This is a genomic window from Microbacterium sp., assembly GCF_031180975.1.
GTDB lineage: Bacteria > Actinomycetota > Actinomycetes > Actinomycetales > Microbacteriaceae > Microbacterium.
In genome coordinates this window covers 220,942-242,931 of sequence record NZ_JAPSLI010000003.1, presented here as the reverse complement: position 1 = coordinate 242,931, position 21,990 = coordinate 220,942, and the positions used below count along the sequence as shown (strand labels likewise).

The 21,990-nt window shown below is 69.4% G+C and carries 24 protein-coding genes and 1 pseudogene; 4 read left to right on the top strand and 21 right to left on the bottom strand.

The features are described from left to right. Positions 1 to 185: 185 nt before the first annotated feature. Both RIF65_RS05955 and RIF65_RS05950 read right to left on the bottom strand, forming a co-directional pair. Positions 186 to 1,091, bottom strand: coding sequence for a VOC family protein (locus RIF65_RS05955; protein WP_309066398.1), 906 nt, complete (start codon positions 1,089 to 1,091; stop codon positions 186 to 188). 26 nt (positions 1,092 to 1,117) lie between these two features. Beyond that, complete coding sequence (locus RIF65_RS05950) at positions 1,118 to 1,972, bottom strand: nuclear transport factor 2 family protein (RefSeq protein WP_309066397.1); 855 nt, start codon at positions 1,970 to 1,972, stop codon at positions 1,118 to 1,120. Between the two features lie 95 nt (positions 1,973 to 2,067). Between RIF65_RS05950 and RIF65_RS05945 the strand changes: the two genes are divergently transcribed. Beyond that, a complete protein-coding gene (locus tag RIF65_RS05945; RefSeq protein WP_309066396.1) occupies positions 2,068 to 2,760 on the top strand; it encodes a TetR/AcrR family transcriptional regulator in 693 nt (230 codons plus the stop codon). A 212-nt stretch (positions 2,761 to 2,972) separates the two neighbouring features. On the opposite strand, the pseudogene RIF65_RS15155 reads toward RIF65_RS05945, so the two are convergent. Beyond that, positions 2,973 to 3,148 (bottom strand): annotated as a pseudogene (locus tag RIF65_RS15155) (transposase); the annotation flags it as partial. 142 nt (positions 3,149 to 3,290) lie between these two features. Here RIF65_RS15155 and RIF65_RS05935 point away from each other — a divergent pair. Beyond that, positions 3,291 to 3,611 (top strand): hypothetical protein, encoded by a 321-nt coding sequence (locus tag RIF65_RS05935; RefSeq protein WP_309066394.1) that lies wholly within the window; start codon positions 3,291 to 3,293, stop codon positions 3,609 to 3,611. A 98-nt stretch (positions 3,612 to 3,709) separates the two neighbouring features. Here the strand turns inward: RIF65_RS05935 and rsfS are convergent, their stop codons facing one another. The 9 genes from rsfS to rplU form a co-directional block, all read right to left on the bottom strand. Continuing rightward, positions 3,710 to 4,096, bottom strand: coding sequence for a ribosome silencing factor (gene rsfS, locus RIF65_RS05930; RefSeq protein ID WP_309066393.1), 387 nt, complete (start codon positions 4,094 to 4,096; stop codon positions 3,710 to 3,712). Further along, a complete protein-coding gene (locus RIF65_RS05925; protein ID WP_309066392.1) occupies positions 4,096 to 5,184 on the bottom strand; it encodes a hypothetical protein in 1,089 nt (362 codons plus the stop codon). Before RIF65_RS05925 ends, rsfS begins: the two co-directional genes overlap by 1 nt. Continuing rightward, positions 5,181 to 5,783: a nicotinate-nucleotide adenylyltransferase gene (gene nadD / locus RIF65_RS05920; RefSeq protein ID WP_309066391.1), complete on the bottom strand. Its 603-nt coding sequence runs from the start codon at positions 5,781 to 5,783 to the stop codon at positions 5,181 to 5,183. Before nadD ends, RIF65_RS05925 begins: the two co-directional genes overlap by 4 nt. Positions 5,784 to 5,789: 6 nt before the next feature. Next, positions 5,790 to 6,014 (bottom strand): hypothetical protein, encoded by a 225-nt coding sequence (locus RIF65_RS05915; protein WP_309066390.1) that lies wholly within the window; start codon positions 6,012 to 6,014, stop codon positions 5,790 to 5,792. Between the two features lie 49 nt (positions 6,015 to 6,063). Further along, entirely contained in the window at positions 6,064 to 7,335 is a 1,272-nt protein-coding gene (locus RIF65_RS05910) for a glutamate-5-semialdehyde dehydrogenase (RefSeq protein WP_309066389.1), read from the bottom strand. Between the two features lie 50 nt (positions 7,336 to 7,385). Then, positions 7,386 to 8,174, bottom strand: a complete 789-nt coding sequence (proB, locus tag RIF65_RS05905) for a glutamate 5-kinase (RefSeq protein ID WP_309066388.1) — start codon at positions 8,172 to 8,174, stop codon at positions 7,386 to 7,388. Beyond that, the gene (gene obgE, locus RIF65_RS05900) at positions 8,171 to 9,667 is read right to left on the bottom strand and encodes a GTPase ObgE (protein ID WP_309066387.1); all 1,497 of its coding nucleotides are present in this window, start codon (positions 9,665 to 9,667) and stop codon (positions 8,171 to 8,173) included. The genes proB and obgE overlap by 4 nt, the downstream gene beginning before the upstream one ends. Before the next feature lie 84 nt (positions 9,668 to 9,751). After that, positions 9,752 to 10,009 carry a 50S ribosomal protein L27 gene (rpmA, locus tag RIF65_RS05895; protein WP_309066386.1) on the bottom strand — a complete coding sequence of 86 codons (258 nt, stop codon included), beginning with the start codon at positions 10,007 to 10,009 and terminating at the stop codon, positions 9,752 to 9,754. Between the two features lie 21 nt (positions 10,010 to 10,030). Beyond that, positions 10,031 to 10,339: a 50S ribosomal protein L21 gene (gene rplU, locus RIF65_RS05890; protein ID WP_193596249.1), complete on the bottom strand. Its 309-nt coding sequence runs from the start codon at positions 10,337 to 10,339 to the stop codon at positions 10,031 to 10,033. A gap of 204 nt (positions 10,340 to 10,543) precedes the next feature. On the opposite strand from rplU, the gene RIF65_RS05885 reads away from it, so the two are divergent. Beyond that, entirely contained in the window at positions 10,544 to 10,819 is a 276-nt protein-coding gene (locus tag RIF65_RS05885) for a DUF4031 domain-containing protein (protein WP_309066249.1), read from the top strand. On the opposite strand, the gene RIF65_RS05880 is transcribed toward RIF65_RS05885, so the two are convergent. Then, complete coding sequence (locus RIF65_RS05880) at positions 10,775 to 13,216, bottom strand: Rne/Rng family ribonuclease (RefSeq protein WP_309066250.1); 2,442 nt, start codon at positions 13,214 to 13,216, stop codon at positions 10,775 to 10,777. The genes RIF65_RS05885 and RIF65_RS05880 overlap by 45 nt on opposite strands. Before the next feature lie 271 nt (positions 13,217 to 13,487). Here RIF65_RS05880 and RIF65_RS05875 point away from each other — a divergent pair, with 271 nt between their 5' ends. Then, complete coding sequence (locus RIF65_RS05875) at positions 13,488 to 14,099, top strand: vitamin K epoxide reductase family protein (RefSeq protein WP_309066251.1); 612 nt, start codon at positions 13,488 to 13,490, stop codon at positions 14,097 to 14,099. A 21-nt stretch (positions 14,100 to 14,120) separates the two neighbouring features. Here the strand turns inward: RIF65_RS05875 and ndk are convergent, their stop codons facing one another. The 8 genes from ndk to RIF65_RS05835 form a co-directional block, all read right to left on the bottom strand. Beyond that, complete coding sequence (gene ndk / locus RIF65_RS05870) at positions 14,121 to 14,537, bottom strand: nucleoside-diphosphate kinase (protein WP_309066252.1); 417 nt, start codon at positions 14,535 to 14,537, stop codon at positions 14,121 to 14,123. A gap of 1 nt (position 14,538) precedes the next feature. Beyond that, positions 14,539 to 14,934, bottom strand: coding sequence for a DUF4233 domain-containing protein (locus RIF65_RS05865; protein ID WP_309066253.1), 396 nt, complete (start codon positions 14,932 to 14,934; stop codon positions 14,539 to 14,541). After that, complete coding sequence (locus tag RIF65_RS05860) at positions 14,931 to 16,283, bottom strand: bifunctional folylpolyglutamate synthase/dihydrofolate synthase (protein ID WP_309066254.1); 1,353 nt, start codon at positions 16,281 to 16,283, stop codon at positions 14,931 to 14,933. The genes RIF65_RS05865 and RIF65_RS05860 overlap by 4 nt, the downstream gene beginning before the upstream one ends. Further along, positions 16,280 to 19,717, bottom strand: coding sequence for an isoleucine--tRNA ligase (ileS, locus tag RIF65_RS05855; protein WP_309066255.1), 3,438 nt, complete (start codon positions 19,715 to 19,717; stop codon positions 16,280 to 16,282). Before ileS ends, RIF65_RS05860 begins: the two co-directional genes overlap by 4 nt. A 370-nt stretch (positions 19,718 to 20,087) precedes the next feature. Next, positions 20,088 to 20,369, bottom strand: coding sequence for an endonuclease domain-containing protein (locus RIF65_RS05850; protein ID WP_309082499.1), 282 nt, complete (start codon positions 20,367 to 20,369; stop codon positions 20,088 to 20,090). 51 nt (positions 20,370 to 20,420) lie between these two features. Beyond that, entirely contained in the window at positions 20,421 to 20,927 is a 507-nt protein-coding gene (locus tag RIF65_RS05845) for a type IV toxin-antitoxin system AbiEi family antitoxin domain-containing protein (protein ID WP_309066256.1), read from the bottom strand. 191 nt (positions 20,928 to 21,118) lie between these two features. Next, positions 21,119 to 21,814: a hypothetical protein gene (locus RIF65_RS05840; RefSeq protein ID WP_309066257.1), complete on the bottom strand. Its 696-nt coding sequence runs from the start codon at positions 21,812 to 21,814 to the stop codon at positions 21,119 to 21,121. After that, positions 21,811 to 21,957 (bottom strand): CopG family transcriptional regulator, encoded by a 147-nt coding sequence (locus RIF65_RS05835; protein ID WP_309066258.1) that lies wholly within the window; start codon positions 21,955 to 21,957, stop codon positions 21,811 to 21,813. The genes RIF65_RS05840 and RIF65_RS05835 overlap by 4 nt, the downstream gene beginning before the upstream one ends. Positions 21,958 to 21,990 lie beyond the last annotated feature (33 nt).

Below are 21,990 nucleotides of genomic sequence, written 5' to 3'. Positions count from 1 at the left end.
CCTTGGCGTAGGCGTCGCCGATGTCGCTGAGGAGCCCGAGGATCGCGTAAGCGCGACCTTGGCCTTGTCGTAGGTGGGGTTTCCAACGTGTGGAGTCGACCGTTGATCGCTTGCAGGCTCGCGCGGGTGCGGTGAACCGCCCGGGGTGTCCGGACACCCCGGGCGGTTCAGCCGACTTGCCAGGTTTAGGAGCGGTGCGACTCAGCCGCAGTGACGTGAATCGTGGTGTTCCAGGGGTCTTCGAAGGAGAGCGTTCGGCCGTCGTGGCGGGTGGCGATCCGGTGATCCTTCAACCGGGATTGGAGAGCTGCGACATCCTCGGGGGTGGGCACGTCGATATCGACGCGCCCCAGCCCGAGTGCGGCCGCGCGGGGCCCTGCTCCCAAGCTGTTGAAGGTGTTCATCCCGATGTGGTGGTGGTAGCCGCCGGCGGAGACGAACAGGGCGACGTCCATTTCTCCGGTGACTTCGAAGCCGAGGATGCCGGCGTAGAAGTCGCGGGCGGTGGCGATGTCGCCGACCTGGAGGTGCACGTGTCCGAGGTTTCCCCGGAACGAGGCGGGCGCCGGGGGTAGGTGCTGTCGCAGGTAGCTGTTCGGATCAAGCGGATTCGAGGCGAGCGCGTACATCCCGGAGGATTCGCGAAGCCATGCGTCGCGCGGCCGGTCGGTGTAGAGCTCCACACCGTTGCCCTCGGGGTCGTCGAAGTAGAACGCCTCGCTGAAGATGTGGTCCGCGCTGCCGGTGAAGCTCCCCGGCACCTTCGACGCGGTCGAAGCGACGGATGCGGCGAGGGCTTCCGGGGTGTCGAACACGATTGCGGTGTGGAACAGGCCCGCCTGTCGGCGGTCGGCGCGGGGAAGGTTCTTCTCCTGCCGGAGCGTCATGACTTTCTGGTCGCGCAATCCTAGGGCGGCGGTGTCGCCGACGTGTTCGAGCACGTCGAGCGACACCGCCTCCGAGTAGTACCGGAGCATCAGGTCAAGATCCCGCACCAGCAGCTCGACGGCACCCATCCGGGTGTCCGGGGGGAGGAGCTCGTCGCGGGAGCGCTTCTTCAGGGAATCGGGGTGCGGGTTCTGGGGAAACATGCGTGTGCTCTTCCGTGTGGGTGCTGTTATGCCCGCGCCGCGGTCATGAGCGCGACGATGGTGTCGTCGTCGGCCATGGTGCCGTCCCAGACCGCGGTGATGCCGCTGATGAGGCCGTCCGTGCGCTCGATCGCGGTCACCCCGCGGGTGACGGCGTGCGAGGGGTTGGTCCACTCGTAAGCGCCGCCGAGGTCGCCGCCGACGGTGTGACGCATCTGTGCTCTTGCACCGTAAGGGAGCGACTTTGCGACCGTGGCGAGGTACTCGCTGACGGCCTTGCGCCCGCGCACGCTGATACGGAGTGTGAAGTCCTCGAAGTGCACATCCGGGTGAAGCAGACCCGACAGGGATTCGGCAGTATTAGCGGTGAGGGTGTCGTGGAGCGCGTCGATGGTCGATGCCAGCTCGGCGGACGCGGAGCTGGTCAGCAGCTCCTCGCCGAACGTGTCGGGGAATTCGGCCGCGGGGACACGCAGCTGTGCGGCGAGTTCTGCGCCGAACGCCCGACCATCCCAGTAGTCCACGAATCGGGCGATCTTGCCGTCCCGAAAGTCGATGGTCGAGATGGTCTGGATCTCGGAGCCGAACAGCTCGGGGGTGTTCGTGACGAACACGACCGCACCGTTCTCGTCGCCGATGACCTTCTTCGCGTACGAACGACCCTCGCCCCAGTTCGGCATGTACTGCGAGAACAGGCCGTTCACCGCTTCGGCGCTCGGAAGCTTCCAGCCCAGCACCGCGTCGGAATAGGTGGTGAGGTCACGCGAGAAGTAGCCGACCGTCGCGGCAACGTCCTTGTTCGTCTTGACGCCCTGGTAGGCGGCAACGCGCTCGGCGACAGCAGGAGTGGCGTGAGTGGCGTCCGGAATCGATGACGACATGATGAACCTCTCGGGTAGAAACGCAGTGGGTACTTGACTTGACTCAGCGTACCACGGAAGTGAAGTGGGTATTGCGTTTCGGATAGGATGGACACATGAGCGACAAACCCCGTAAGAGCACTCCGGTGCTGCGTGCCGACGCAGAGCGCAACCGCGAGGCGGTCGTTGCTGCCGCCCGCGAGGTTTTCGCAGAGTCCGGCTCGTCCGCGTCCATGAACGAAGTAGCGCGTCGCGCGGGCGTCAACATCGCGACGCTCTTCCGGCGGTTCCCCACACGCAGTCGACTGATAGCAGCGGCGTACGCCGAGAAGATGGCGTTGTACGTCGCCGCCATTGAGCGCGCCCTGGATGACCCGGAGGGATGGCGTGGATTCCGCGCGTACCTCGAGACGGCGTTCGAGATGCAGGCTGGTGACTGCGCATTCACGGATGTGCTGACCATGAGCTTCCCCGATGTCCCGGAGTTCATGCGTGAGCAGAGACGCGCCGGCAGTCTGTTACCTGAGCTTGTTGAACGCGCACGCGCGACTGGTCGACTGCGCCCCGATTTCGTTCACCAGGATGTGGCCTTGCTCCTGCTGGCAATAGCCGGCGTGGCCAATGCCACACGACACACGGCGCCCAATGCTTGGAGAAGGGTCGCCACATTGTCCATCGACGCCATTCAGACCGGGCGAGAGGTCTTGCCTGAACCGCCGACCGTTCAGCAGCTCTACCGCACATTCGCGCACGAGAGGATCGCGGCCCGACCTGTGGAGGATGCGGCTCAACCGAACTCGGGCCCGTAGCTGCTGAAGACTCCTGCTTCTCGCAGAGAACGCACCGTGCTGCCGATGGGTGACGTCCCGCTGTGTGGCCGGAGTTTCTCGACACCGTGCGGGATCAGCTTCTGTGAGTAGGCCGCGTTCAGTTCGTGCAGGAGCTTCATGGAGTGTTCGCTGAGGTAGCGGTGGTCACCGACGTCCTCGGCACGTTCCCGAACACCGCAGCGCTCCTGCGCCTCGCCTCTCGCGCCCTCGAGCACATCGGCGATCCTCGGATGCGGGCGTGTCAGCATCCGGACGACCTCGTGGAACTGCGCGAATACGTGTTCCGTGTCGGGCTGCGTGAAGATCGTGCGGATGATCGACGCGACCATCGGCCCCGATGCTTCGGGACGTTCGCGAGCACGTTGCGCTCTTGATCTCGTACTGCGGATCGTCCGGCGTCGCACGCTCGGGATCCGAGCGACGCTAGCGCTCCCCCGCGACCGCGTCAACGGCGTCGCGCGCCGGGGGCCGCCGCCCTAGCGTGGGCGGACGACCGGAAGGAGCCGATCATGAGCAACCCCACCCCCAACTTCCTGCCCGACCCGGATGACACCGACGACGAGCAGCAGCCGGTGCCCACGCGTGAGGTCGACGGGGAGACCGTGCTCGACGAGGACGCCGACCCTGACCTGATCGACAGCGCCGACGCCGACCGCATCGCGGCGGGCAACGAGGACGCCGTGGACGCGGTCGAGGATGTTCCAGCCGGCGGCGCGGGAGCGGATTCCGGCGCGGCGGATGCCGTCCAGGTCGACCCGGACGACGAGGCCGCCATCCCGGACCTCTCGGAGACGAACGACACCCCCGGGGTGGGCACCCGCCGCGACTAGCGTGGGAGCCTAAGTCCGGTACGAAGCGCCCGGAACCTGCGTTCGGCTCCCACGAGAGCGCCGCACGCGCCGCAAGACGCGGAACCCGCGGTGAGGCGTCAGCCGCTGATCGAGCCTGCTGCGGGGCCGGATGTCTCGATCGGTACGATCGGGCAGTCCTTCCACAGCCGCTCCAGGCCGTAGTAGACCCGCTCTTCGGCGTGGAAGACGTGCACGATGAGGTCGCCGAAGTCCAGCAGCACCCAGCGCGCCTCGGCGCGGCCTTCGCGGCGCACCCGCTTGTGGCCGGCCTCGATGAGCTTGTCCTCCACCTCGTCGGCGATGGCGGCGACGTTGCGCTCGCTGTTCCCCGTGACGAGGAGGAAGATGTCCACGAGCGGGAGCGGCCCCGACACGTTGAGGGCGATGAGATCCTCGCCGCCCTTGGATGCCGCCGCGTCCGCGGCGATCTGGAGCATGTCGACTGCTGTATCAGGTGATTGCATCATCCAAAGACGTTCGTGGTGAAGGCGACGATCAGTACGGCGGCCAGCGCGATGGCGAGGCCTCCGGCGACGATCGCCAGGGTGAGCATGAGACGGTTGCCCTTCTCGGGCGCCGGGGGCCGGATGACCTCACCGGCCGGCCGGGAGGTGCTGATGGCTGAACTCGCGGCGATCGGGGTCGGCGACGACGACGGCGCGAGCTCGCCGTCGATGAGCACGGCGTCGATGTCCTTGCCGTCGGTGGTGCCCAGAGCGTGCCCCTGCGACCCGAGCCCCTCTGGCAGCTCGTAGCTGCCGGTGATGAGCAGTTCGCCGGTGGAGGCCACCGGACCGGACAGCGATCCCACACCCGGGGCGTGGGTGTAGATCAGTGCGGTGGGCGTGCGGTGCGACCCCGCCGAGTCGCCTTCGATGAGGTCGTCGAAGAGCGCCGGGATCGCGGGCGGCTGGGGGTTCCGCTTGACGCCGAGACCGAACGCCTCGCCCACCATCGGCCGCTGGGCGGGCTCGTCCGCGGGTGCCTCTTCCGGGCCGGTGGGCACCTTCGTGGGCGCGGTGTCTGCGGATGCCTCATCCTCGACGGACTCTCCCCCCGTCTGCGCGGCGGCGGGCTCCGGCGCGGGCGCCTCGGGAGCGTCGGCATCGGCCCAGGTCGGCGCGACAGCCGGCGCCGGCGCGAAGGTCGGCACCTCCGACACGAGCTCGGGCTCCGCAAGCTTCTCGGCCGGCGACTTCCCCCCGGGCTTCTCGGCCGGCGGCTGCTCGACGGCATCCGGCCCGGCGGTGGACGGCGTCGGATGCTGCGTGCCGGCCTGACCGGCTTCGCGCAGGCGCTCGAGTTCGCGGATCTGCCGTCTCGTCAGCGGGACGCCGTTGGCGTCCACCGGGTGATCCGCGGGGAACGTCGCGGCAGGTGCCGGGGCAACCGGGGCCGGCTCCGCGGGCCGCGGCAGCACCGGTGCGGGCTGCTGCGCGGCGGCATCCGAGGCCTCCTGTTCGCTGATGACCGGCGTCGAACCGGTCAGGCGGAGCTCACGCAGCTGCTTGCGCGTGAGCTGCATGTGTCCGTTCTGATCCGATGTGCTCATGCCTTGCTCCGATACAGATGATGCTTCGCGATGTACTGGACGACGCCGTCGGGGACGAGGTACCAGACCGGCTCCCCAGACTCCACTCGCTCCCGGCAGTTCGTCGACGAGATCGCCAGCGCCGGCACCTCCAGCTGGCTGACGTCCTCGGTGGGCAGTCCGTCCGTGCTCAGCACGTGGCCGGGGCGGGAGACCGCGACGAAGTGGGCGAGGTCCCACAGTTCATCATGGTCCCTCCAACTGAGAATCTGCGCCACGGCATCCGCACCGGTGATGAAGAACAGCTCCGCGTCGGGGCGTTCCCTCTTCAGGTCGCGCAGCGTGTCGATCGTGTAGGTGGGGCCGTCGCGGTCGATGTCGACCCGGCTGACCGTGAAGTCGGGGTTGGAGGCCGTCGCGATCACCGTCATGAGATAGCGGTGCTCGCTGGGTGTCACGTTCTGCTTGTGCCACGGCTCACCGGTGGGCACGAACACGACCTCGTCGAGGTCGAACGAGTGCGCCACCTCGCTCGCGGCGACCAGGTGACCGTTGTGGATGGGGTCGAACGTGCCACCCATCACGCCGATGCGCGGTGCCCGACCGGTCGAGGAGTGCATACGAGCCTAGTGGCCGTGCCCCGCTCCGTGAGCGTCCTTGCCGTGCTTGTCGGCCCAGGCCTCCGCCTTCGCCGAGTGACGGTTCGCGACATTGCGGTAGGACAGCGTCACCAGGGCGAGCACCGCGAAGATCGCCGCCGCGATGATCCCGTAGATCACCGTCTCGGCCGCCACGTTCCCGTGGTGCTCAGCCTCCGCGGCTGCCATCGCAAGCTGTGCGACGAGGTTCATCCTGACTCCGTTCCTGACCGTGCGAGCAAACGCCTGTCCAGTCTAGTCCTCAGCCGCGGATCTGACCGGAACCGCGCGCCAGCCATTTGGTGCTGGTCAGCTCGGTGAGGCCCATTGGGCCGCGGCTGTGCAGCTTCTGCGTGGAGATGCCCACCTCGGCGCCGAAGCCGAACTCGCCGCCGTCCGTGAACCGCGTGGACGCGTTGGCCATCACCACCGCCGAATCGACCTCCGCGAGGAACCGCTCGGCGTTCCGCGAGTCGGTGGTGATGATCGACTCGGTGTGCCCGGTGCTGTACTTGCGGATGTGCTCGAGCGCATCGTCGAGCGTGTCCACCACCTTCATCGCGACGTCCATGCTGAGGTATTCCGCCGCCCAGTCCTCCTCGGTGGCGGGGATGACGTTCGGCACGAGCCCGGCGACCATGTCGTCGCCGTGGATCGCGACGCCCTCGCTCTGCAGCGCGCTCGCCACGACCGGAACCAGCTGGGGCGCGGCCTGCCGCAGCACCAGTACGGTCTCGACGGCGTTGCACACGCTGGGACGCTGCACCTTCGCGTTCACGACGATGTCACGGGCCCAATCGATCGGCGCGGATTCGTCGAGAACGATGTGCACCACCCCGGCGCCGGTCTCGATGACGGGCACGGTCGACTCGGTCACGACGGTCTCGATGAGCTGGGCGCTGCCGCGCGGCACGAGCACGTCGATGAAGCCGCGTCCGTGCATGAGCGCCTTCGCACCCTCCCGTCCGAAGTCGTCGACGGTCTGGATCGCCTCAGGGGTCACCCCGACGGATGCCAGTGCATCGCGCATCACCGCCACGAGCACCGTGTTCGATTCCCGGGCCGCGCTGCCGCCGCGCAGAACGACCGCGTTGCCGGCGCGCAGCGCCAGTGCGGCGATGTCGACCGTCACGTTCGGGCGGGCCTCGTAGATGGCGCCGACGACGCCGAACGGGACGCGCACCTGCTCCAGGGCGACGCCGTTCGGCATCCGGTGACCGCCGACCACCCGGCCGATCGGGTCGGGGAGGGCGGCGACGTCGCGCACCGCGGATGCCAGGGCGGCGACGCGCTTGTCGTCGAGCCGCAGACGGTCGATGAGAGCGTCACCGATCTCGTCACGACGGCCGCGCTCGATGTCGGCGTCGTTGGCGGCGATGATGCGAGCGGCGTTCCGCTCGATCGCGACGGCGATGGCCTCGAGCGCGTCGGCCTTGGCGCTGCTGGTCAGTCGGGCCACCTCGCGGGCGGCGTCCTTCGCCCTGACCAGGCGGTCCTGGGCGGTGTCCACGGCGTCGGCGGTCGGAATGCTCATCCGGTCAGTGTATCGAGCCGCGGTGCGGGCGGCGCCCGCCGTGACGCGGGTCAGCGGACGTCGCCGGGCTCGAACCAGGTGCCGATCTCGGCTCCCTCCAGAGCCTTGCCCACGAGGTCGGCGCTGGTCACCAGCACGCCGATGCCGGAGGCCGCCGCCATCCGCGCGGCGGAGACCTTGGTGGCGGCTCCCCCGGTGCCGACGCTGTTGACCACGGTGGCGCCGAACTCGAGTCCGGCCAGGTCGGCGTCGGCCCGGATGACGTCGATGGGCTCGGCGGACGGGTCGGTGGGCGGTTTGGTGTACAGCGACTCGATGTCGCTGAGCAGCACCAGTGCATCGGCGCGCAGCAGCTGCGCGACCAGCGCCGCCAACCGGTCGTTGTCACCGAAGCGGATCTCCTGCGTCGCGACCGTGTCGTTCTCGTTCACGATCGGCAGGATTCGCAGCGACAGCAGCCGCTCCATGGCGCGGCGGGCATTGCTGCGCGAAGTGGCGTTCTCGAGGTCGCCGGTGGTGAGCAGCACCTGGCCGGCGACGATGCCGAACGGACGCAGCGCCTCTTGGTAGCGGAACACGAGCACGTTCTGCCCGACCGCAGCGGCCGCCTGCTGGGTCGCGAGATCGGTGGGTCGCGCCTCGAGATCGAGGAACGGGATGCCGGTGGCGATGGCCCCCGACGACACGAGCACGATCTCGGCTCCCCGTCGATGGGCGGTGGACAGCGCCTGCACGATCATCGGGATCCGCCACGACGACTCGCCGCTGATCGACGAGGAGCCCACCTTCACGACGATGCGCTCCGCCGTGGCGAGGTCCGCGCGTGTCCGTGCCGTCATTCGGTGTCCTCCCGCGCTGCGCGTCGCTGTGCCTCCAGCTCCTCGCGGGCCGCGGCCTTGGCATCCATCCGCTCGTGATAGCGCTCGCGACGCTCGCTCGTGGTACGGCGCGTGCTGCGGTCGAAGCGCGGGTCGGTGCCGCGCGGCGCCGTGGCGAGTTCGGCCGCGGACGCGATCGACGGCTCCCAGTCGAAGACCACGCCGTCGCCCTCGCCGATCACGACGGTCGAGCCGGGGGTCGCTCCGGCACGGAACAGCGCGTCCTCGACGCCGAGGCGCTCCAGGCGGTCGGCGAGGTAGCCCACTGCCTCCTCGTTCTGGAAGTCGGTCTGCTGCACCCAGCGCACCGGCTTCTCGCCCAGGATGCGGTACACGTTGCCGTATGTCCCGCCCTCGACCCGGATGGTGAACTCGGCCTCGGCGCCCCTGGTGCGGATGACGATCCGCTCGCGGGGCTGCTCGACGGCGACCTCCGCGCGGTGCGCGTCGACCAGCTCCGCGAGCGCGAAGCTCAGCGGGCGCAGGCCCTCGCGGGACACTGTGGAGATCTCGAACACGCGGAACCCGCGTGCCACGAGATCGGGGCGGACCATCTCGGCCAGCTCGCGCGCCTCCGGGACGTCGATCTTGTTCAGCGCCACGAGCTGCGGCCGCTCCAGCAGCGGCGTCTGCCCCTCGGGCACCTGGTAGGCGGCGAGTTCGCCGAGGATGACATCCAGGTCCGACAGCGGGTCGCGACCGGGCTCGAGCGTCGCGCAGTCGAGCACGTGCAGCAGCGCCGAGCAGCGCTCGACGTGGCGCAGGAAGTCCAGGCCGAGCCCGCGACCCTCGCTCGCCCCCTCGATGAGTCCGGGTACGTCGGCGACGGTGTAGCGGCTGTCACCGGCCTGCACCACGCCGAGGTTGGGATGCAGGGTGGTGAACGGGTAGTCCGCGATCTTGGGGCGCGCGGCGGACATCGCCGCGATGAGGCTCGACTTGCCCGCTGACGGGAACCCGACCAGGGCCACGTCGGCGACTGTCTTCAGTTCCAGGACGACGTCGCCCTCGAATCCGGGTGTGCCCAGCAGTGCGAACCCGGGAGCCTTGCGCTTGGGCGAGGCCAGCGCCGCGTTGCCGAGGCCGCCGCGTCCACCCGGCGCGATCACGATGCGCTCCCCGGGCACGACCATGTCGTGCAGCACGTCGCCGGACGGGTCCTTGACGACCGTGCCGACCGGCACGGGAAGCTCGAGGTCCTCCCCCGCCGCTCCGGCGCGGAGGTCGCCGGCGCCCGGCCCCCCGTTGCCTGCCGAGCGGTGCGGTGAGTGGTGGTACGACAGCAGCGTCGTCACCTGCGGGTCGGCGACGAGGATGATGTCACCGCCGTCACCGCCGTTGCCGCCGTCGGGACCGCCGAGCGGCTTGAACTTCTCGCGGCGCACCGAGACGCAGCCGTTGCCGCCCTTGCCCGCACGCAGGTGAAGCGTGACGGTGTCGACGAACGTGACCATGCGGGGGTTTCCTCGGTTTCTGAGTGTGACGCGGATACGCGGACGGGGCGAGCCGAAGCCCGCCCCGTCCGGATGCTGCTGTGCTTACTGCGCGGCAGCGACGATGTTGACGACCTTGCGGCCGCCCTTGGTGCCGAACTGCACTGCGCCGGACTCCAGGGCGAACAGGGTGTCATCGCCACCACGGCCGACGTTCACGCCGGGGTGGAAGTGCGTGCCGCGCTGACGGACGAGGATCTCGCCGGCGTTGACGGTCTGGCCGCCGAAGCGCTTCACGCCGAGTCGCTGTGCATTGGAGTCACGACCGTTGCGGGTCGAGCTCGCTCCCTTTTTGTGTGCCATGTCCTGGGGCCTCTTCCGTGCTTACTTGATGCCGGTGATCTTGACGCGCGTGAGCTCCTGGCGGTGGCCCTGACGCTTCTTGTAGCCGGTCTTGTTCTTGTACTTCTGGATGATGATCTTCGGGCCGCGGAGGTCGCCGAGGACCTCGGCGGTGACCTTGACCTTCGCCAGCTTGTCGGCGTCGGTGGTCACCGTGGCACCGTCGACGAGAAGCACGGCGGGAAGCTCGATCTTCTCGCCCTGGGCAGCCTGAACACGGTCGAGCTGAACGATCGTGCCGACCTCGACCTTCTCCTGCCGGCCACCGGCGCGCACTACTGCGTAAACCACTTCATACCTGTTTCGTTGGGGAGCACGTCGGCTCCGGGAATCTCACGGGAAGACTGTTGCTTGCGTCGTCGCGGGGCGACGGGTGCGGACGCAAGGCTTCTCCTGCCCGACCGACGGGACGACAGGGGTCGCGCACCAAAGGACAACTTTACCGGATGCGGGGCGATGCCGCAAAGCGACACGGCTCCCGCCTAAGATCGCGGCATGGCCGTTCTCGTCGACGATCCGCTGTGGCCCGCGCACGGCCGGCTGTGGGCGCATCTGGTGAGCGACACCAGCCTGGACGAGCTGCACGCGTTCGCGGCCGCGCAGAACGTCCCGGCGCGCGCGTTCGATCGGGATCATTACGACGTTCCGGCGGACATGCTGCCGGCGCTCCTTGCCGCCGGCGCTGAGCACGTCGGCGGCAAGGAGCTGGTCAGGCGTCTGATCGGCTCAGGACTCCGCGTCAAGGCCAGGGAGCGTCGCCGCCCGCTCTGACTCGGTCAGCGGTCCGGTGACCGGCACGGACTGCTCCGGGCGGACGATCGGGGTGCCGGTGAGCGCCGCGGTGGACACGCGCCGGCGGTTGCGCCCCTGGCCGGGGGCCTTCGGCTCGGGTAGCGCGTCGAGCACGGAGTCGAGCAGCTGCTCGGCCTCGGTCTTGGGTGCCCTGCGGTCGCCGCGCTTCTTGCGCGCCTTCTTGGGGCGCTCGGGTTCGGGCGCCTCAACCGTGACCGCGGGCTCGCCGGCGGTCGGGAGGATCGTGGAGGCGGCGATCTGCGCGAGGGCGGTCTTCGCCCCCTCGGGGATGCTGTGGGTGACCCCGTTCACGGGTGCCGGCGTCTGCGGGGCGACCGGCGGCGCGCCATTGCCGCGCGGGCGGCGCTGACCGCCGGAGGAGCCGCCGTTGCGGTGCTTGACGACCGGGTCGTGGTGCACGATGACACCGCGGCCCGCGCACACCTCGCACGGCTCGCTGAACGTCTCCAGCAGCCCGAGGCCGAGCTTCTTGCGGGTCATCTGCACGAGCCCGAGCGAGGTGACCTCGGCGACCTGGTGCTTGGTGCGGTCGCGGCTGAGGCACTCGACGAGACGACGCAGCACGAGGTCGCGGTTGGACTCCAGCACCATGTCGATGAAGTCGACGACGATGATGCCGCCGATGTCTCGCAGCCGCAGCTGGCGGACGATCTCCTCCGCCGCTTCGAGGTTGTTCTTGGTGACGGTCTCCTCGAGGTTTCCGCCGGAGCCGACGAACTTGCCGGTGTTGACGTCCACGACGGTCATCGCCTCGGTGCGGTCGATGACCAGCGAGCCGCCCGAGGGCAGCCACACCTTGCGATCGAGGGCCTTCTCGATCTGCTCGGTGATGCGGAACGCGTCGAACGGGTCGACCTCGTCAGTGTACGTCTCGACGCGCTCGAGCAGGTCGGGGGCGACGCTCTCGAGGTAGGCGCGGATGGTGCGCTGCGCATCGTCGCCCTGGATGAGCATCTTCGTGAAGTCCTCGTTGAAGACGTCACGGACGATCTTGACCAGCAGGTCGGGCTCGGCGTGCAGCAGCGCGGGAGCCTGCTGCGACTGCACCTGCTTCTGGATGTGCTCCCACTGGGCGGTGAGGCGCTGCACGTCGCGGGTCAGCTGCTCCTCGGTGGCACCCTCGGCGGCGGTGCGCACGATGACGCCGGAGGATTCCGGCAGCACCTCCTTGAGGATGCGCTTGAGGCGCGCGCGCTCGTTGTCTGGGAGCTTGCGGGAGATGCCGTTCATCGACCCGCCGGGCACGTACACCAGGTAGCGGCCGGGGAGGGAGATCTGGCTGGTCAGACGGGCACCCTTGTGACCGACCGGGTCCTTGGTGACCTGCACGAGCACGCGGTCGCCGGGCTTGAGGGCGAGTTCGATGCGCCGCGGCTGGTTGCCGGTCTCCACACCGTCCCAGTCCACCTCGCCGGAGTACAGCACGGCGTTGCGGCCGCGGCCGATGTCGACGAACGCCGCCTCCATGCTGGGAAGCACGTTCTGCACTCGGCCGAGGTACACGTTGCCGATGAGGGAGGCGTCCTGGTTGCGCGCGACGTAGTGCTCGACGAGCACGTTGTCCTCGAGCACGCCGATCTGGGTGCGGCCGTTCTTCGAGCGGACGACCATCATGCGGTCGACCGCCTCGCGGCGGGCCAGGAACTCGGCCTCGGTGACCACCGGACGGCGACGGCCGGCGTCGCGGCCGTCGCGACGGCGCTGCTTCTTCGCCTCGAGGCGCGTGGAGCCCTTGATCGCCTTCGGCTCGGTGATGTACTCGACGGTGCGCTGACGCTGTCGGGGCTCGTCCCGGACGTCGTCATCGCCACCGCGACGGCGGCGACCGCGGCGACCGGAGGCGCCCCGATCGTCCTCGTCGTCCTGGTCACGACGGGTGCGTGCCGGCAGCGGCACGATCTCGGGTGCGTAGAAGTGCAGCTGGGTGGACACCTTCGAGACGAACACCTCGGGGAGGAGGCCCAGGCTCACTGCGGTGACCGGCTGCGGCTCGGCCTGCTCGGAGTCGATCGGCTGCTCCGACGCGGGTGCCGGCTCGGGTTCGGATTCGGGCTCGGGTGCCGGCTCGGGCTCGGGCTCGGGCTCGGCCGACTGATCCGGCTCAGTCGACGGTTCGGATGCCGGTGCCGCTGTTTCCGGCTCGTCGCCGCGGGTCTCATCGGCCGTCGCCTCGGCGGCCGCGAGCTCCTGCTGTTCAGCAGGCTGTGCCGCGTCGGACTGCTGGCCCGCAGGCTGCTCGGTCTCGGGCTGCTCGGCCTCGGCGACAGGCGCCGGTGCGGCGTCCTGCTCGACTACCGGGTGCTCCGGAGTCGCGTCGAGGGTCGGGGTGTTGTTGTCATCGTTCTCATCGGCCATCTCTGGCTAGCTCCCTGCGCGGGCATCGTGTGCTCCGCGAAAACTCGTGCGGTGAAACTGCGACCGCGAACTCAATCGGCCTGCGGTCTGCTCAGTGGCCGTGACCGCATGGGGCGTCCGGCCCCGAAGTCTGATCGATGCGTGTCGCGACACGTCACGACGGCATCTCCTGCCATTATCGCACCTCGTCGCCTCCGGCGCGGCATCCGCCCCGCGGCGCGCGGGTCGCACCTCACCAGAGCCGCATAGATTCCGTTGGCATAATCGCGCCATGACCACGCAGCGCACTCGTCACGTCGGCTATGGGATCTGGCTCGTCGTGGCGGCGGTGGTGGGCTGGTGGGCGGCGTTCCAGCTCACCCTCGAGAAGTTCTTCCTGCTGGAGAATCCCGGCGAGACCACCAGCTGCTTCGTCAGCGTCATGCTGCAGTGCGACAAGAACCTCGGTTCGTGGCAGGGCGAGGTGTTCGGCTTCCCCAACCCGATCCTCGGTGTCACGGGGTGGATGGCCGTGCTGGTCATGGGCGTCGCGGTGCTCGCCGGAACCCGGTTCCCGCGGTGGTTCTGGGGCCTGTTCGGTCTGGGTGTGAGCGGTGCGTTCGTATTCGTGTGCTGGCTCATCGGCCAGAGCATCTACGTGCTGGCGGTGCTGTGCCCGTGGTGCATGGCCACGTGGGCGGTGACGATCCCGACCTTCTTCGCGACCGTCGTGCATCTCATGCGCAACGGCACACTGGCGCGCTCGGCCGCCGCACGCGAGCGGGCCGGACGAATGATGGTCTGGGTGCCGCTGGCGACGATCCTCGCCTACGCGGTCATCGTGGCGATGGCGCAGCTGGCCGGGCTCGATCTGCTCGGCGAGGTCGCCGGCCTCGTGTTCTGACGCCGGCGACCCGACGCCGGATCAGGCGAACCAGATGCCGAGCTCGCGGGCGGCCGACTCCGGGCTGTCCGAGCCGTGCACGAGGTTCTGCTGCACCTTGAGACCCCAGTCGCGGCCGAAGTCGCCGCGGATGGTGCCGGGGGCGGCGGTGGTCGGGTCGGTGGTGCCTGCGAGCGAGCGGAAGCCCTCGATGACGCGGTTGCCGGCGAGGCGGATCGCGACCGAGGGTCCCGACATCATGAACTCGATGAGCGGCTCGTAGAACGGCTTGCCCTCGTGCTCGGCGTAGTGCGCGGCGAGCAGGTCGCGGTCGGGCTCGACCAGACGGATGTCGACGAGGGCGTAGCCCTTGGCCTCGATGCGGGCGAGGATGGCGCCGGTCAGGCCGCGTGCGACGCCGTCCGGCTTGACGAGGACGAGGGTTTCTTCAGTGGCCATGTCATTCGCTCTCTGTCTGAGTGTCGGGCGTGGTCCCGGCGGGACCTCGTCGGTCGATCCGGGCCCCCACGATCGTCGCATACGCCCACATGCCGCCGAAAATCAGCGCGACGAAGGCGATCGCCGGTTCGAGGAACGCCCCCGCGAGCACCACGGCCTGCAGCGCCCAGCCGGCCGGAACGGCCCACGGCCGCGCGATCGCGCCGGCGACGGCGACCATCGCCACCGCGACGAGGGCGCCCCCGGCGATCGCCCACCACTGCGGGATGCCGTCGGGCAGTGCCCGCAGCCCGTAGATCGTGAGGCCGGCGAGGATCACGACGATCGCCTCGAACCCGAGCACGATGGCGCCGAGCTTCTGCGCCAGGGTTCGCGTCCCGCGAGCGCGGGCGCTCATCCGCGCCACCCGCTCTTCCAGTCCTCGTCCTCGGCGAGCAGCAGCGCCTCCCCGGCGAGCACGATCGAGCCCGCGATGATGACGGCGCGGCGGTCGGAGGCCGCGGCCCATTCGCGTGCGGCATCCGCGGCCTCGGCGAGCGACTCGTGGACCGTGGCGCGGCGGCCGCGCTGTTCGACGAGGTCGGCGACCAGGTCGGCGTCGGCGGCGCGGTCCGAGCCGGGGGCGGTGGTGAACACCTCGGTGACGGCGGGCAGCAGGCCGTCGAGGATGCCGGCGGCGTCCTTGTCGGCGAGTACGCCGAGCACGAGGCCCCACTCGTCGAAGTCGAAGCTGTCGCCGAGCGAGCGGGCCAGCGCCGCGGCGCCGTGCGGGTTGTGCGCGGCATCCACCACCACTGTCGGCGAGATGCCGATCAGCTGCAGACGACCGGGCGAGGTCGCGTTCTGCAGGCCCTCCGCGAGGATGTCACCGGCGATCGGCTGCGATGCGCCGCCGATCAGCGACTCCACCGCGGCGACCGCAAGGGCGGCGTTGCGCCCCTGGTGGGCGCCGTACAGCGGAAGGTACTCGTCGGCGTAGTCGCCGGCGAGACCGCGGATCGAGAGCAGCTGCCCACCGACGGCGAGCTTCTGCTCGGAGAGGCCGAACTGCTCCCCCTCGAACGCGATCGTCGCGTCGCGGTCGGATGCCACCCGGCGCAGCACCGCGGCGGCCTCCGGCGTCTGCTGTGCGGAGACGACGGCGGCGCCGTCCTTGATGATCCCGGCCTTCACCTCGGCGATGGCCTCGATCGTGTCGCCGAGGCGGTCGGCGTGGTCCAGGTCGATGGGGGCGAACACGGCGACGTCACCGTCGGCGGTGTTCGTCGAGTCCCACGACCCGCCCATGCCGACCTCGAGCACGAGCACGTCGACGGGTGCGTCGGCCGCTGCCACGAACGCCAGGACGGTGAGCAGCTCGAAGAAGGTCAGTGGCGCCTCGCCGGAGGCCTCCAGCTCGGCATCCACGATCGACACGAACGGCTCGATCTCGTCCCAGGCGTCGGCGACCGCGGCATCCGCGATCGGCTCGCCGTCGATCATGATCCGCTCGGTGAACCGCTTGAGGTGCGGGCTGGTGAACAGCCCGGTGCGCAGCCCGTGGGCGCGCAACAGGCTCTCGATCATCCGGGCGGTGGACGTCTTGCCGTTGGTCCCCGTGATGTGAACCACCCGGTAGGTGCGCTGCGGGTCGTCGAGCAGCGTCAGGATGCGGGCGACCCGCTCCTTGCGCGGCTGCACCCAGCGCTCCCCCGCCCTGGCCAGCAGGGCGTCGTATACGGCATCCGCTCGCTGCACGTCGCTCACAGTGCCGCGCTCCGCTCGCTCAGTGCCTCGGGCGCCGCAGCGCCGCGCCGCGTCACGGCGACCGTGAAGGCGCCACGGTTCGCATAGGTCCCCTTGGCGATGTCGGCGGTGTGCTCGGCATCCGCCAGCGCCTCACCGGCGCCCAGGATCCGGTGCTCGAGGGCGAGGGTCTCACCGGCGACGTCCGCGACATCGAAGGCCGCGGCGACAGCATCCCTGTCGGCGGCGTCATCGAACCGCAGTTCGAGGCGGATCCGGTCGCTGACGTCGAAGCCGGCGTTCTTGCGGGTGTCCTGCACGGCGCGGATGACGTCGCGGGCCAGCCCCTCGGCCTCCAGCTCCGGCGTGGTCGCCGTGTCGAGCAGCACGAAGCCGCCGGACGGGACGAGCGCGAGCGCCTCCCCCTCCGGGCGGCCGGTGGTCTCCAGCACCAGCTCGTACTCGCTGGGTTCGAGCACGACGCCGTCGGCGGTCACCACGCCGTTCTCCTCGGTCCAGAAACCCTCCTTGGCCGCGCGGATGACGCGCTGCACCTCCTTGCCGAGGCGAGGGCCGGCGGCGCGCGCGTTCACGCTGAGCCGGTGGCTGATGCCGTACTCCGCGGCGGAGGTGTCGGTCAGCGGCACCAGCTCAACGGTCTTCACATTGAGCTCCTCGCGGAGGATGTCCTCGAACTGCGCCAGGTCGGCGGCGAGGGGCGACACCACGGTGAGCCGCGCGAGCGGCAAGCGGACTCGCAGCTTCTCCTTCTTGCGCAGTGCGTTGCCCACGCTGGACAGCTCACGGACGGCATCCATCGCGTCGCGCACGTCGTCGGCGGCGGGGAACGCGTCGGCGTCGGGCCAGTCGGTGAGGTGCACGCTGCGCTCGCCGGTCAGCCCCTGCCAGACGTGCTCGCTGATCAGCGGCACCAGCGGCGCGGCCACACGGGTGAGGGTTTCGAGCACGGTGTACAGCGTGTCGAAGCACTCCCGGCTCTTCGGGTCGTCAGACACGCCGGTCCAGAACCGGTCGCGGGAGCGGCGGATGTACCAGTTGGTGAGCACCTCCACGAAGTCCCGCAGGCGCGCGGAGGCGGTCGTCGAGTCGAGGCCCTCCAGGTCCGCGCGCACCTCGCGGACGAGGTCGCCGGTGCGGGCCAGGATGTAGCGGTCCAGCACGTCGGTGGAGTCGGTGCGCCACTGCGCCTCGTAGCCGGGCGTTTCGTCTCGCTCCGCTCGCTCAACGACCGGGGCGCCGGTGGCGGCATTCGCGTAAGTGGCGAAGAAGTACCACGAGTTCCACAGCGGCAGGATGAACTCGCGCACGCCGGCGCGGATGCCCTCCTCGGTCACGGCGAGGTTGCCGCCGCGCAGCACTGAGCTCGACATCAGGAACCAACGCATCGCGTCGGAGCCGTCGCGATCGAACACCTCGGAGACGTCCGGGTAGTTGCGCAGCGACTTCGACATCTTGTAGCCGTCGTTGCCCAGCACGATGCCGTGGCAGCTGACGCCCGTGAACGCCGGGCGGTCGAACAGGGCGGTCGACAGCACGTGCATCACGTAGAACCAGCCGCGGGTCTGACCGATGTACTCCACGATGAAGTCCGCCGGGGCGTGGGTGTCGAACCACTCCTGGTTCTCGAACGGGTAGTGCACCTGGGCGTACGGCATCGATCCCGAGTCGAACCACACGTCGAAGACGTCCTCGATGCGGCGCATCGTGCTCTTGCCGGTGGGATCGTCCGGGTTGGGACGCGTGAGCGAATCGATGTAGGGGCGGTGCAGGTCCACCTCGCCTTCCGGGTTGCGCGGCAGGATGCCGAAGTCGCGCTCGAGCTCCTCCAGTGAGCCGTACACGTCGATACGCGGGTGCTCGGGGTCGTCGCTCTTCCACACCGGGATGGGCGATCCCCAGTACCGGTTGCGGCTGATCGACCAGTCACGCGCACCCTCGAGCCACTTGCCGAACTGGCCGTGCTTGACGTTGTCGGGCACCCAGGTGATCCGCTCGTTGTTGGCGAGCAGGTCGTCCTTGATGTCGGTGACCCGGATGAACCAGCTCGACACGGCCTTGTAGATCAGAGGGTTCCGGCACCGCCAGCAGTGCGGGTAGGAGTGCTCGTAGCTCTGCAGGCGCAGCAGGCGCCCCGCGTTGCGGATCAGTCGGACGAGCGGCGTGTTCGCGTCCATCCACAGCTCGCCGGCGACGTCGGTCACCTGCGGCAGGAAGCGGCCGCCGTCGTCGAGGGAGATGATGGTCGGGATGCCGGCGGCGCCCGTGATCCGCTGGTCGTCCTCACCGTAGGCGGGCGCCTGGTGGACGATGCCGGTGCCGTCGCCGGTGGTGACGTAGTCGTCGACGAGGATCCGCCACGCGTTCTGCGTGCCCCATGTCTCGGTGTCCGCGTAGTAGTCGAACAGCCGCTCGTACTCGACGTCGGCGAGTGCGGCACCGCGGTGCGTCGCCTCGACGGCGGCGAGCGCCTCCTCGGCGCTGTCGTAGCCGAGATCCTTGGCGTAGCCGCCCAGGAGCTCGCGGGCGAGAAGATAGCGGCCCTCGCCCTGCTGAGTCGCTGAGCCGGTCGAAGCGCCGGCGGCATCCGACGCGCCATTCGGGCCGGCCGGGACGACGACGTACTCGATGTCGGGGCCGACCGCCAGCGCGAGGTTCGTCGGGAGCGTCCACGGCGTGGTGGTCCAGGCCAGCGCCCGGACGCCGTCGAGGCCGAGTGCCTGCGCGCGCTCGCCGGTGAGCGGGAAGGCCACGGTGACCGACGGGTCCTGGCGCATCTGGTACACGTCGTCGTCCATGCGCAGTTCGTGCGCCGACAGCGGGGTCTCGTCGCGCCAGCAGTACGGCAGCACCCGATAGCCCTCGTAGGCGAGGCCCTTGTCGAACAGCGTCTTGAACGCCCACAGCACGCTCTCCATGTAGCCGAGGTCGAGCGTCTTGTAGCCGCGCTCGAAGTCGACCCAGCGCGCCTGACGGGTGACGTAGTCCTCCCATTCGCGGGTGTACGCGAGCACCGAGCCGCGCGCCTTCGCGTTGAAGACGTCGATGCCCATCTCTTCGATCTCGCTCTTCTCGGTGATCCCGAGCTGCTTCATCGCCTCCAGCTCAGCCGGAAGGCCATGCGTGTCCCAGCCGAAGACGCGGTCCACCTTCTTGCCGAGCATGGTCTGGAAGCGTGGGAAGACGTCCTTGGCGTAGCCGGTCAGCAGGTGACCGTAGTGCGGCAGGCCGTTCGCGAACGGCGGGCCGTCGTAGAAGACCCACTCCTCCGCGTCCTCGCGCTGCGCGATCGATGCTCGGAAGGTGTCGTCGGCCTTCCAGAACTCGAGCACCTCGCGCTCGATCTCGGGGAAACGCGGGCTGGGCGTGACGGCGCCAGGTCCGAAAGAGGCGCCTTGCTGGGTCCCTGAGCTTGTCGAAGGGCGGGGGTAGGTCATCGTCTCTCGCAGTGATCGTGGGCGGATGCTGCTGCGAGGACGACCCTTGCGGACCGCGGTACCACCCCGCGTATTGTTGGGTCCCTGAGCCTGTCGAAGGGCCCAACAATCACTCTCACTGCGGCTGTGACGGGCCTGACCCGCTCGGTTCTACTTGCCTCGACCTGCTGCGCTGGCACTGAGCCTGTCGAAGTGTTCTTCCGAGAGCTCCCCGGTGATGGCCGGATCGATGCTGATTGCTCCATTCTACGCGGATCCGTTCGTCGCGCGTGGTCGGCCGGTCCGTTCGTTCGGAGATGTGCGGTTCCCTCGGATCCGAACCCGCGTTCCGGTCCGAGCGAAGCGCACAAATCCGAGGGAAGCGTCGCGCTCAGGCGGCGCGGTGCAGTCCCTGAGCGATGGCGCGCATGATCAGGTCCTGCACCACGTGCCACTCGAACATGACCTGCGTGTACGAGACCCGGATCACGTGGTACCCCATCAGCTTCAGCTCGGCGTCGTGACGGATGTCCTCCGACCGCTGCGCACCGACGTGCGTGGCCCCGTCGATCTGCAACACCAGCCGATCGCCGATCAGTGCGTCCACCCGGTGACCCGCGATCCAGGTCTGGATCCGGATCGGCACGCGCAGCCAGCGCAGACGCGCGCGCAGATAGGTCTCCAGCCCGGCGTCGGAGAACGGAGTCGCGCACCCGAGGACGCGTCAGGCGGCCGGTCGCAGCGGCAGCCGCGCCATGGCGGAGATCTCCACGAGGCCCGCGTGGAAGGCGGAGTCCCACGTCGCCAGTGCCTGCTCGAACGGCTCGCACTCCGCGATATTGGCCAGCACGTTCTCGATCGGGTCCTCCAGCGCGTCGGGGTGGCGGGGAACCAGCGGCTGTGACCAATGGATCCGCGCACCGATGCGTCTGCCGCCCGTGGCCTTCGGATCGACGGCGACGTGAGCCACGCCGGAGTCGTCATGCACCCACAGTCCGAGCCGTTTGGCTTGTGTTCGGCAGGTGAGGATCACGCCCAGTTTTGCAACGCGAACGAGCAGCGGATCGGCGTCCCGGCAGGCGACCCAGCCGCGCCGTGGCCGGATCAGCGATCCTGCCTGCACGGCTGCGTGGAGATCCCGCCTGCTGAATCCGAGCTCGATGAGGCGGGCTGTGCGGGTCACACCGCCGAGGCGGGCGACGGCGGTGACGATGAGGTCGGTGTGCGGCATCCGTCCACCATGCCCCGCCCGCCTGCGGCATCCGCCCCTTCCAGCCGGGAGATGTGGACAAGTCGCCCGACTCGGTCGACTGTGGAGAGGGATGCCGGGCGCACCCTGCCTCGGAGAAGTGCGGTTCCCTCGGATCCGAAGCAGCGTTCCGGTCCGAGCGAAGCACACAAATCCGACGGAACGCCCGGCGGTCAGCTCACGCGGTGGTAGCCGTACAGGTCGTCCTGAACGCCGTTGACCCAGATGTCCTGGCCGCCGTCGGGGTCGAGGATGCGCAGGCTCCGGCCGTGCGCCTCGTCGATGACGGATGCCGGGAAGTCGGCATCCGCGAGGCATGCGGCCAGCGCGTCGAGGTCGTGGGCGACAAAGGACCGGCCGATCCCGGCCTCCTCGCCGGAGTGGATGCCGACGGTGCCGCCGCCATCGGCGTGCATCTCGATCCATCCGCCGCGGTCAGCGGCGAGGTGCGCCCGCAGTCCGAACGCCTCGAGGATCGCACGCGCCTCGCCGACATCGGGCTGGAACCAGATGGGCTGCACGGCGATCGTGTCGCTGTGCGCCCGGCGCGCGCCGGCGGATGCCGTGACGACGACGCCCGAGCGGGCCCGCACGGTGAGCAGCTCACCGACCCCGTCCATGTGCGAGCGGGTCACGTCCAGGTCGCCGAGTCGCCGCTCCGCAGCCTCCAGGTCGTCCACGAGCAGGTGCAGGTCCGCCTCGTTCGCGGGATGCCGGTCGGCGGTGGCGTGCACGGCCAGCACGCCGCCCGCGTCGAACTCCGCCCACTCCGGGGTCGGCTCGAACGCCGGCCGGAAGCCGAGCTGCTCGGCGAGCGCCCACCACCGCTCGGTGTCGCCGGTGAACAGGATCTGCTGGACGGTGATCATGACTCCCCCGTGTACTCGCGCAGCACCTTCTCGACCAGCGCCGACAGGCTGAGGCCCTCGTCGATCGCGCGGTGCTTGATGGCCCGCACGACTTCGGGCGGCAGATAGACGTTGAACTGCACCTTCGCTTCCGACGCTTGCATGCTAGCAATATAGCGCGCGCCCGCCCTGAGCGC

What these genes read in the sequence shown, in the direction of transcription:
- RIF65_RS05875 (WP_309066251.1), top strand. Translation starts at nt 13,488, where the DNA reads ATGACCACGCAGCGCACTCGTCACGTCGGCTATGGGATCTGGCTCGTC.
- RIF65_RS05955 (WP_309066398.1), bottom strand. Translation starts at nt 1,091, where the DNA reads ATGTTTCCCCAGAACCCGCACCCCGATTCCCTGAAGAAGCGCTCCCGC.
- RIF65_RS05910 (WP_309066389.1), bottom strand. Translation starts at nt 7,335, where the DNA reads ATGAGCATTCCGACCGCCGACGCCGTGGACACCGCCCAGGACCGCCTG.
- RIF65_RS05865 (WP_309066253.1), bottom strand. Translation starts at nt 14,934, where the DNA reads ATGAGCGCCCGCGCTCGCGGGACGCGAACCCTGGCGCAGAAGCTCGGC.
- nadD (WP_309066391.1), bottom strand. Translation starts at nt 5,783, where the DNA reads ATGCACTCCTCGACCGGTCGGGCACCGCGCATCGGCGTGATGGGTGGC.
- RIF65_RS05950 (WP_309066397.1), bottom strand. Translation starts at nt 1,972, where the DNA reads ATGTCGTCATCGATTCCGGACGCCACTCACGCCACTCCTGCTGTCGCC.
- RIF65_RS05915 (WP_309066390.1), bottom strand. Translation starts at nt 6,014, where the DNA reads ATGAACCTCGTCGCACAGCTTGCGATGGCAGCCGCGGAGGCTGAGCAC.
- RIF65_RS05925 (WP_309066392.1), bottom strand. Translation starts at nt 5,184, where the DNA reads ATGAGCACATCGGATCAGAACGGACACATGCAGCTCACGCGCAAGCAG.
- RIF65_RS05935 (WP_309066394.1), top strand. Translation starts at nt 3,291, where the DNA reads ATGAGCAACCCCACCCCCAACTTCCTGCCCGACCCGGATGACACCGAC.
- rpmA (WP_309066386.1), bottom strand. Translation starts at nt 10,009, where the DNA reads ATGGCACACAAAAAGGGAGCGAGCTCGACCCGCAACGGTCGTGACTCC.
- obgE (WP_309066387.1), bottom strand. Translation starts at nt 9,667, where the DNA reads ATGGTCACGTTCGTCGACACCGTCACGCTTCACCTGCGTGCGGGCAAG.
- RIF65_RS05885 (WP_309066249.1), top strand. Translation starts at nt 10,544, where the DNA reads ATGGCCGTTCTCGTCGACGATCCGCTGTGGCCCGCGCACGGCCGGCTG.
- proB (WP_309066388.1), bottom strand. Translation starts at nt 8,174, where the DNA reads ATGACGGCACGGACACGCGCGGACCTCGCCACGGCGGAGCGCATCGTC.
- RIF65_RS05840 (WP_309066257.1), bottom strand. Translation starts at nt 21,814, where the DNA reads ATGATCACCGTCCAGCAGATCCTGTTCACCGGCGACACCGAGCGGTGG.
- rsfS (WP_309066393.1), bottom strand. Translation starts at nt 4,096, where the DNA reads ATGCAATCACCTGATACAGCAGTCGACATGCTCCAGATCGCCGCGGAC.
- RIF65_RS05835 (WP_309066258.1), bottom strand. Translation starts at nt 21,957, where the DNA reads ATGCAAGCGTCGGAAGCGAAGGTGCAGTTCAACGTCTATCTGCCGCCC.
- ndk (WP_309066252.1), bottom strand. Translation starts at nt 14,537, where the DNA reads ATGGCCACTGAAGAAACCCTCGTCCTCGTCAAGCCGGACGGCGTCGCA.
- RIF65_RS05845 (WP_309066256.1), bottom strand. Translation starts at nt 20,927, where the DNA reads ATGCCGCACACCGACCTCATCGTCACCGCCGTCGCCCGCCTCGGCGGT.
- RIF65_RS05945 (WP_309066396.1), top strand. Translation starts at nt 2,068, where the DNA reads ATGAGCGACAAACCCCGTAAGAGCACTCCGGTGCTGCGTGCCGACGCA.
- ileS (WP_309066255.1), bottom strand. Translation starts at nt 19,717, where the DNA reads ATGACCTACCCCCGCCCTTCGACAAGCTCAGGGACCCAGCAAGGCGCC.
- RIF65_RS05880 (WP_309066250.1), bottom strand. Translation starts at nt 13,216, where the DNA reads ATGGCCGATGAGAACGATGACAACAACACCCCGACCCTCGACGCGACT.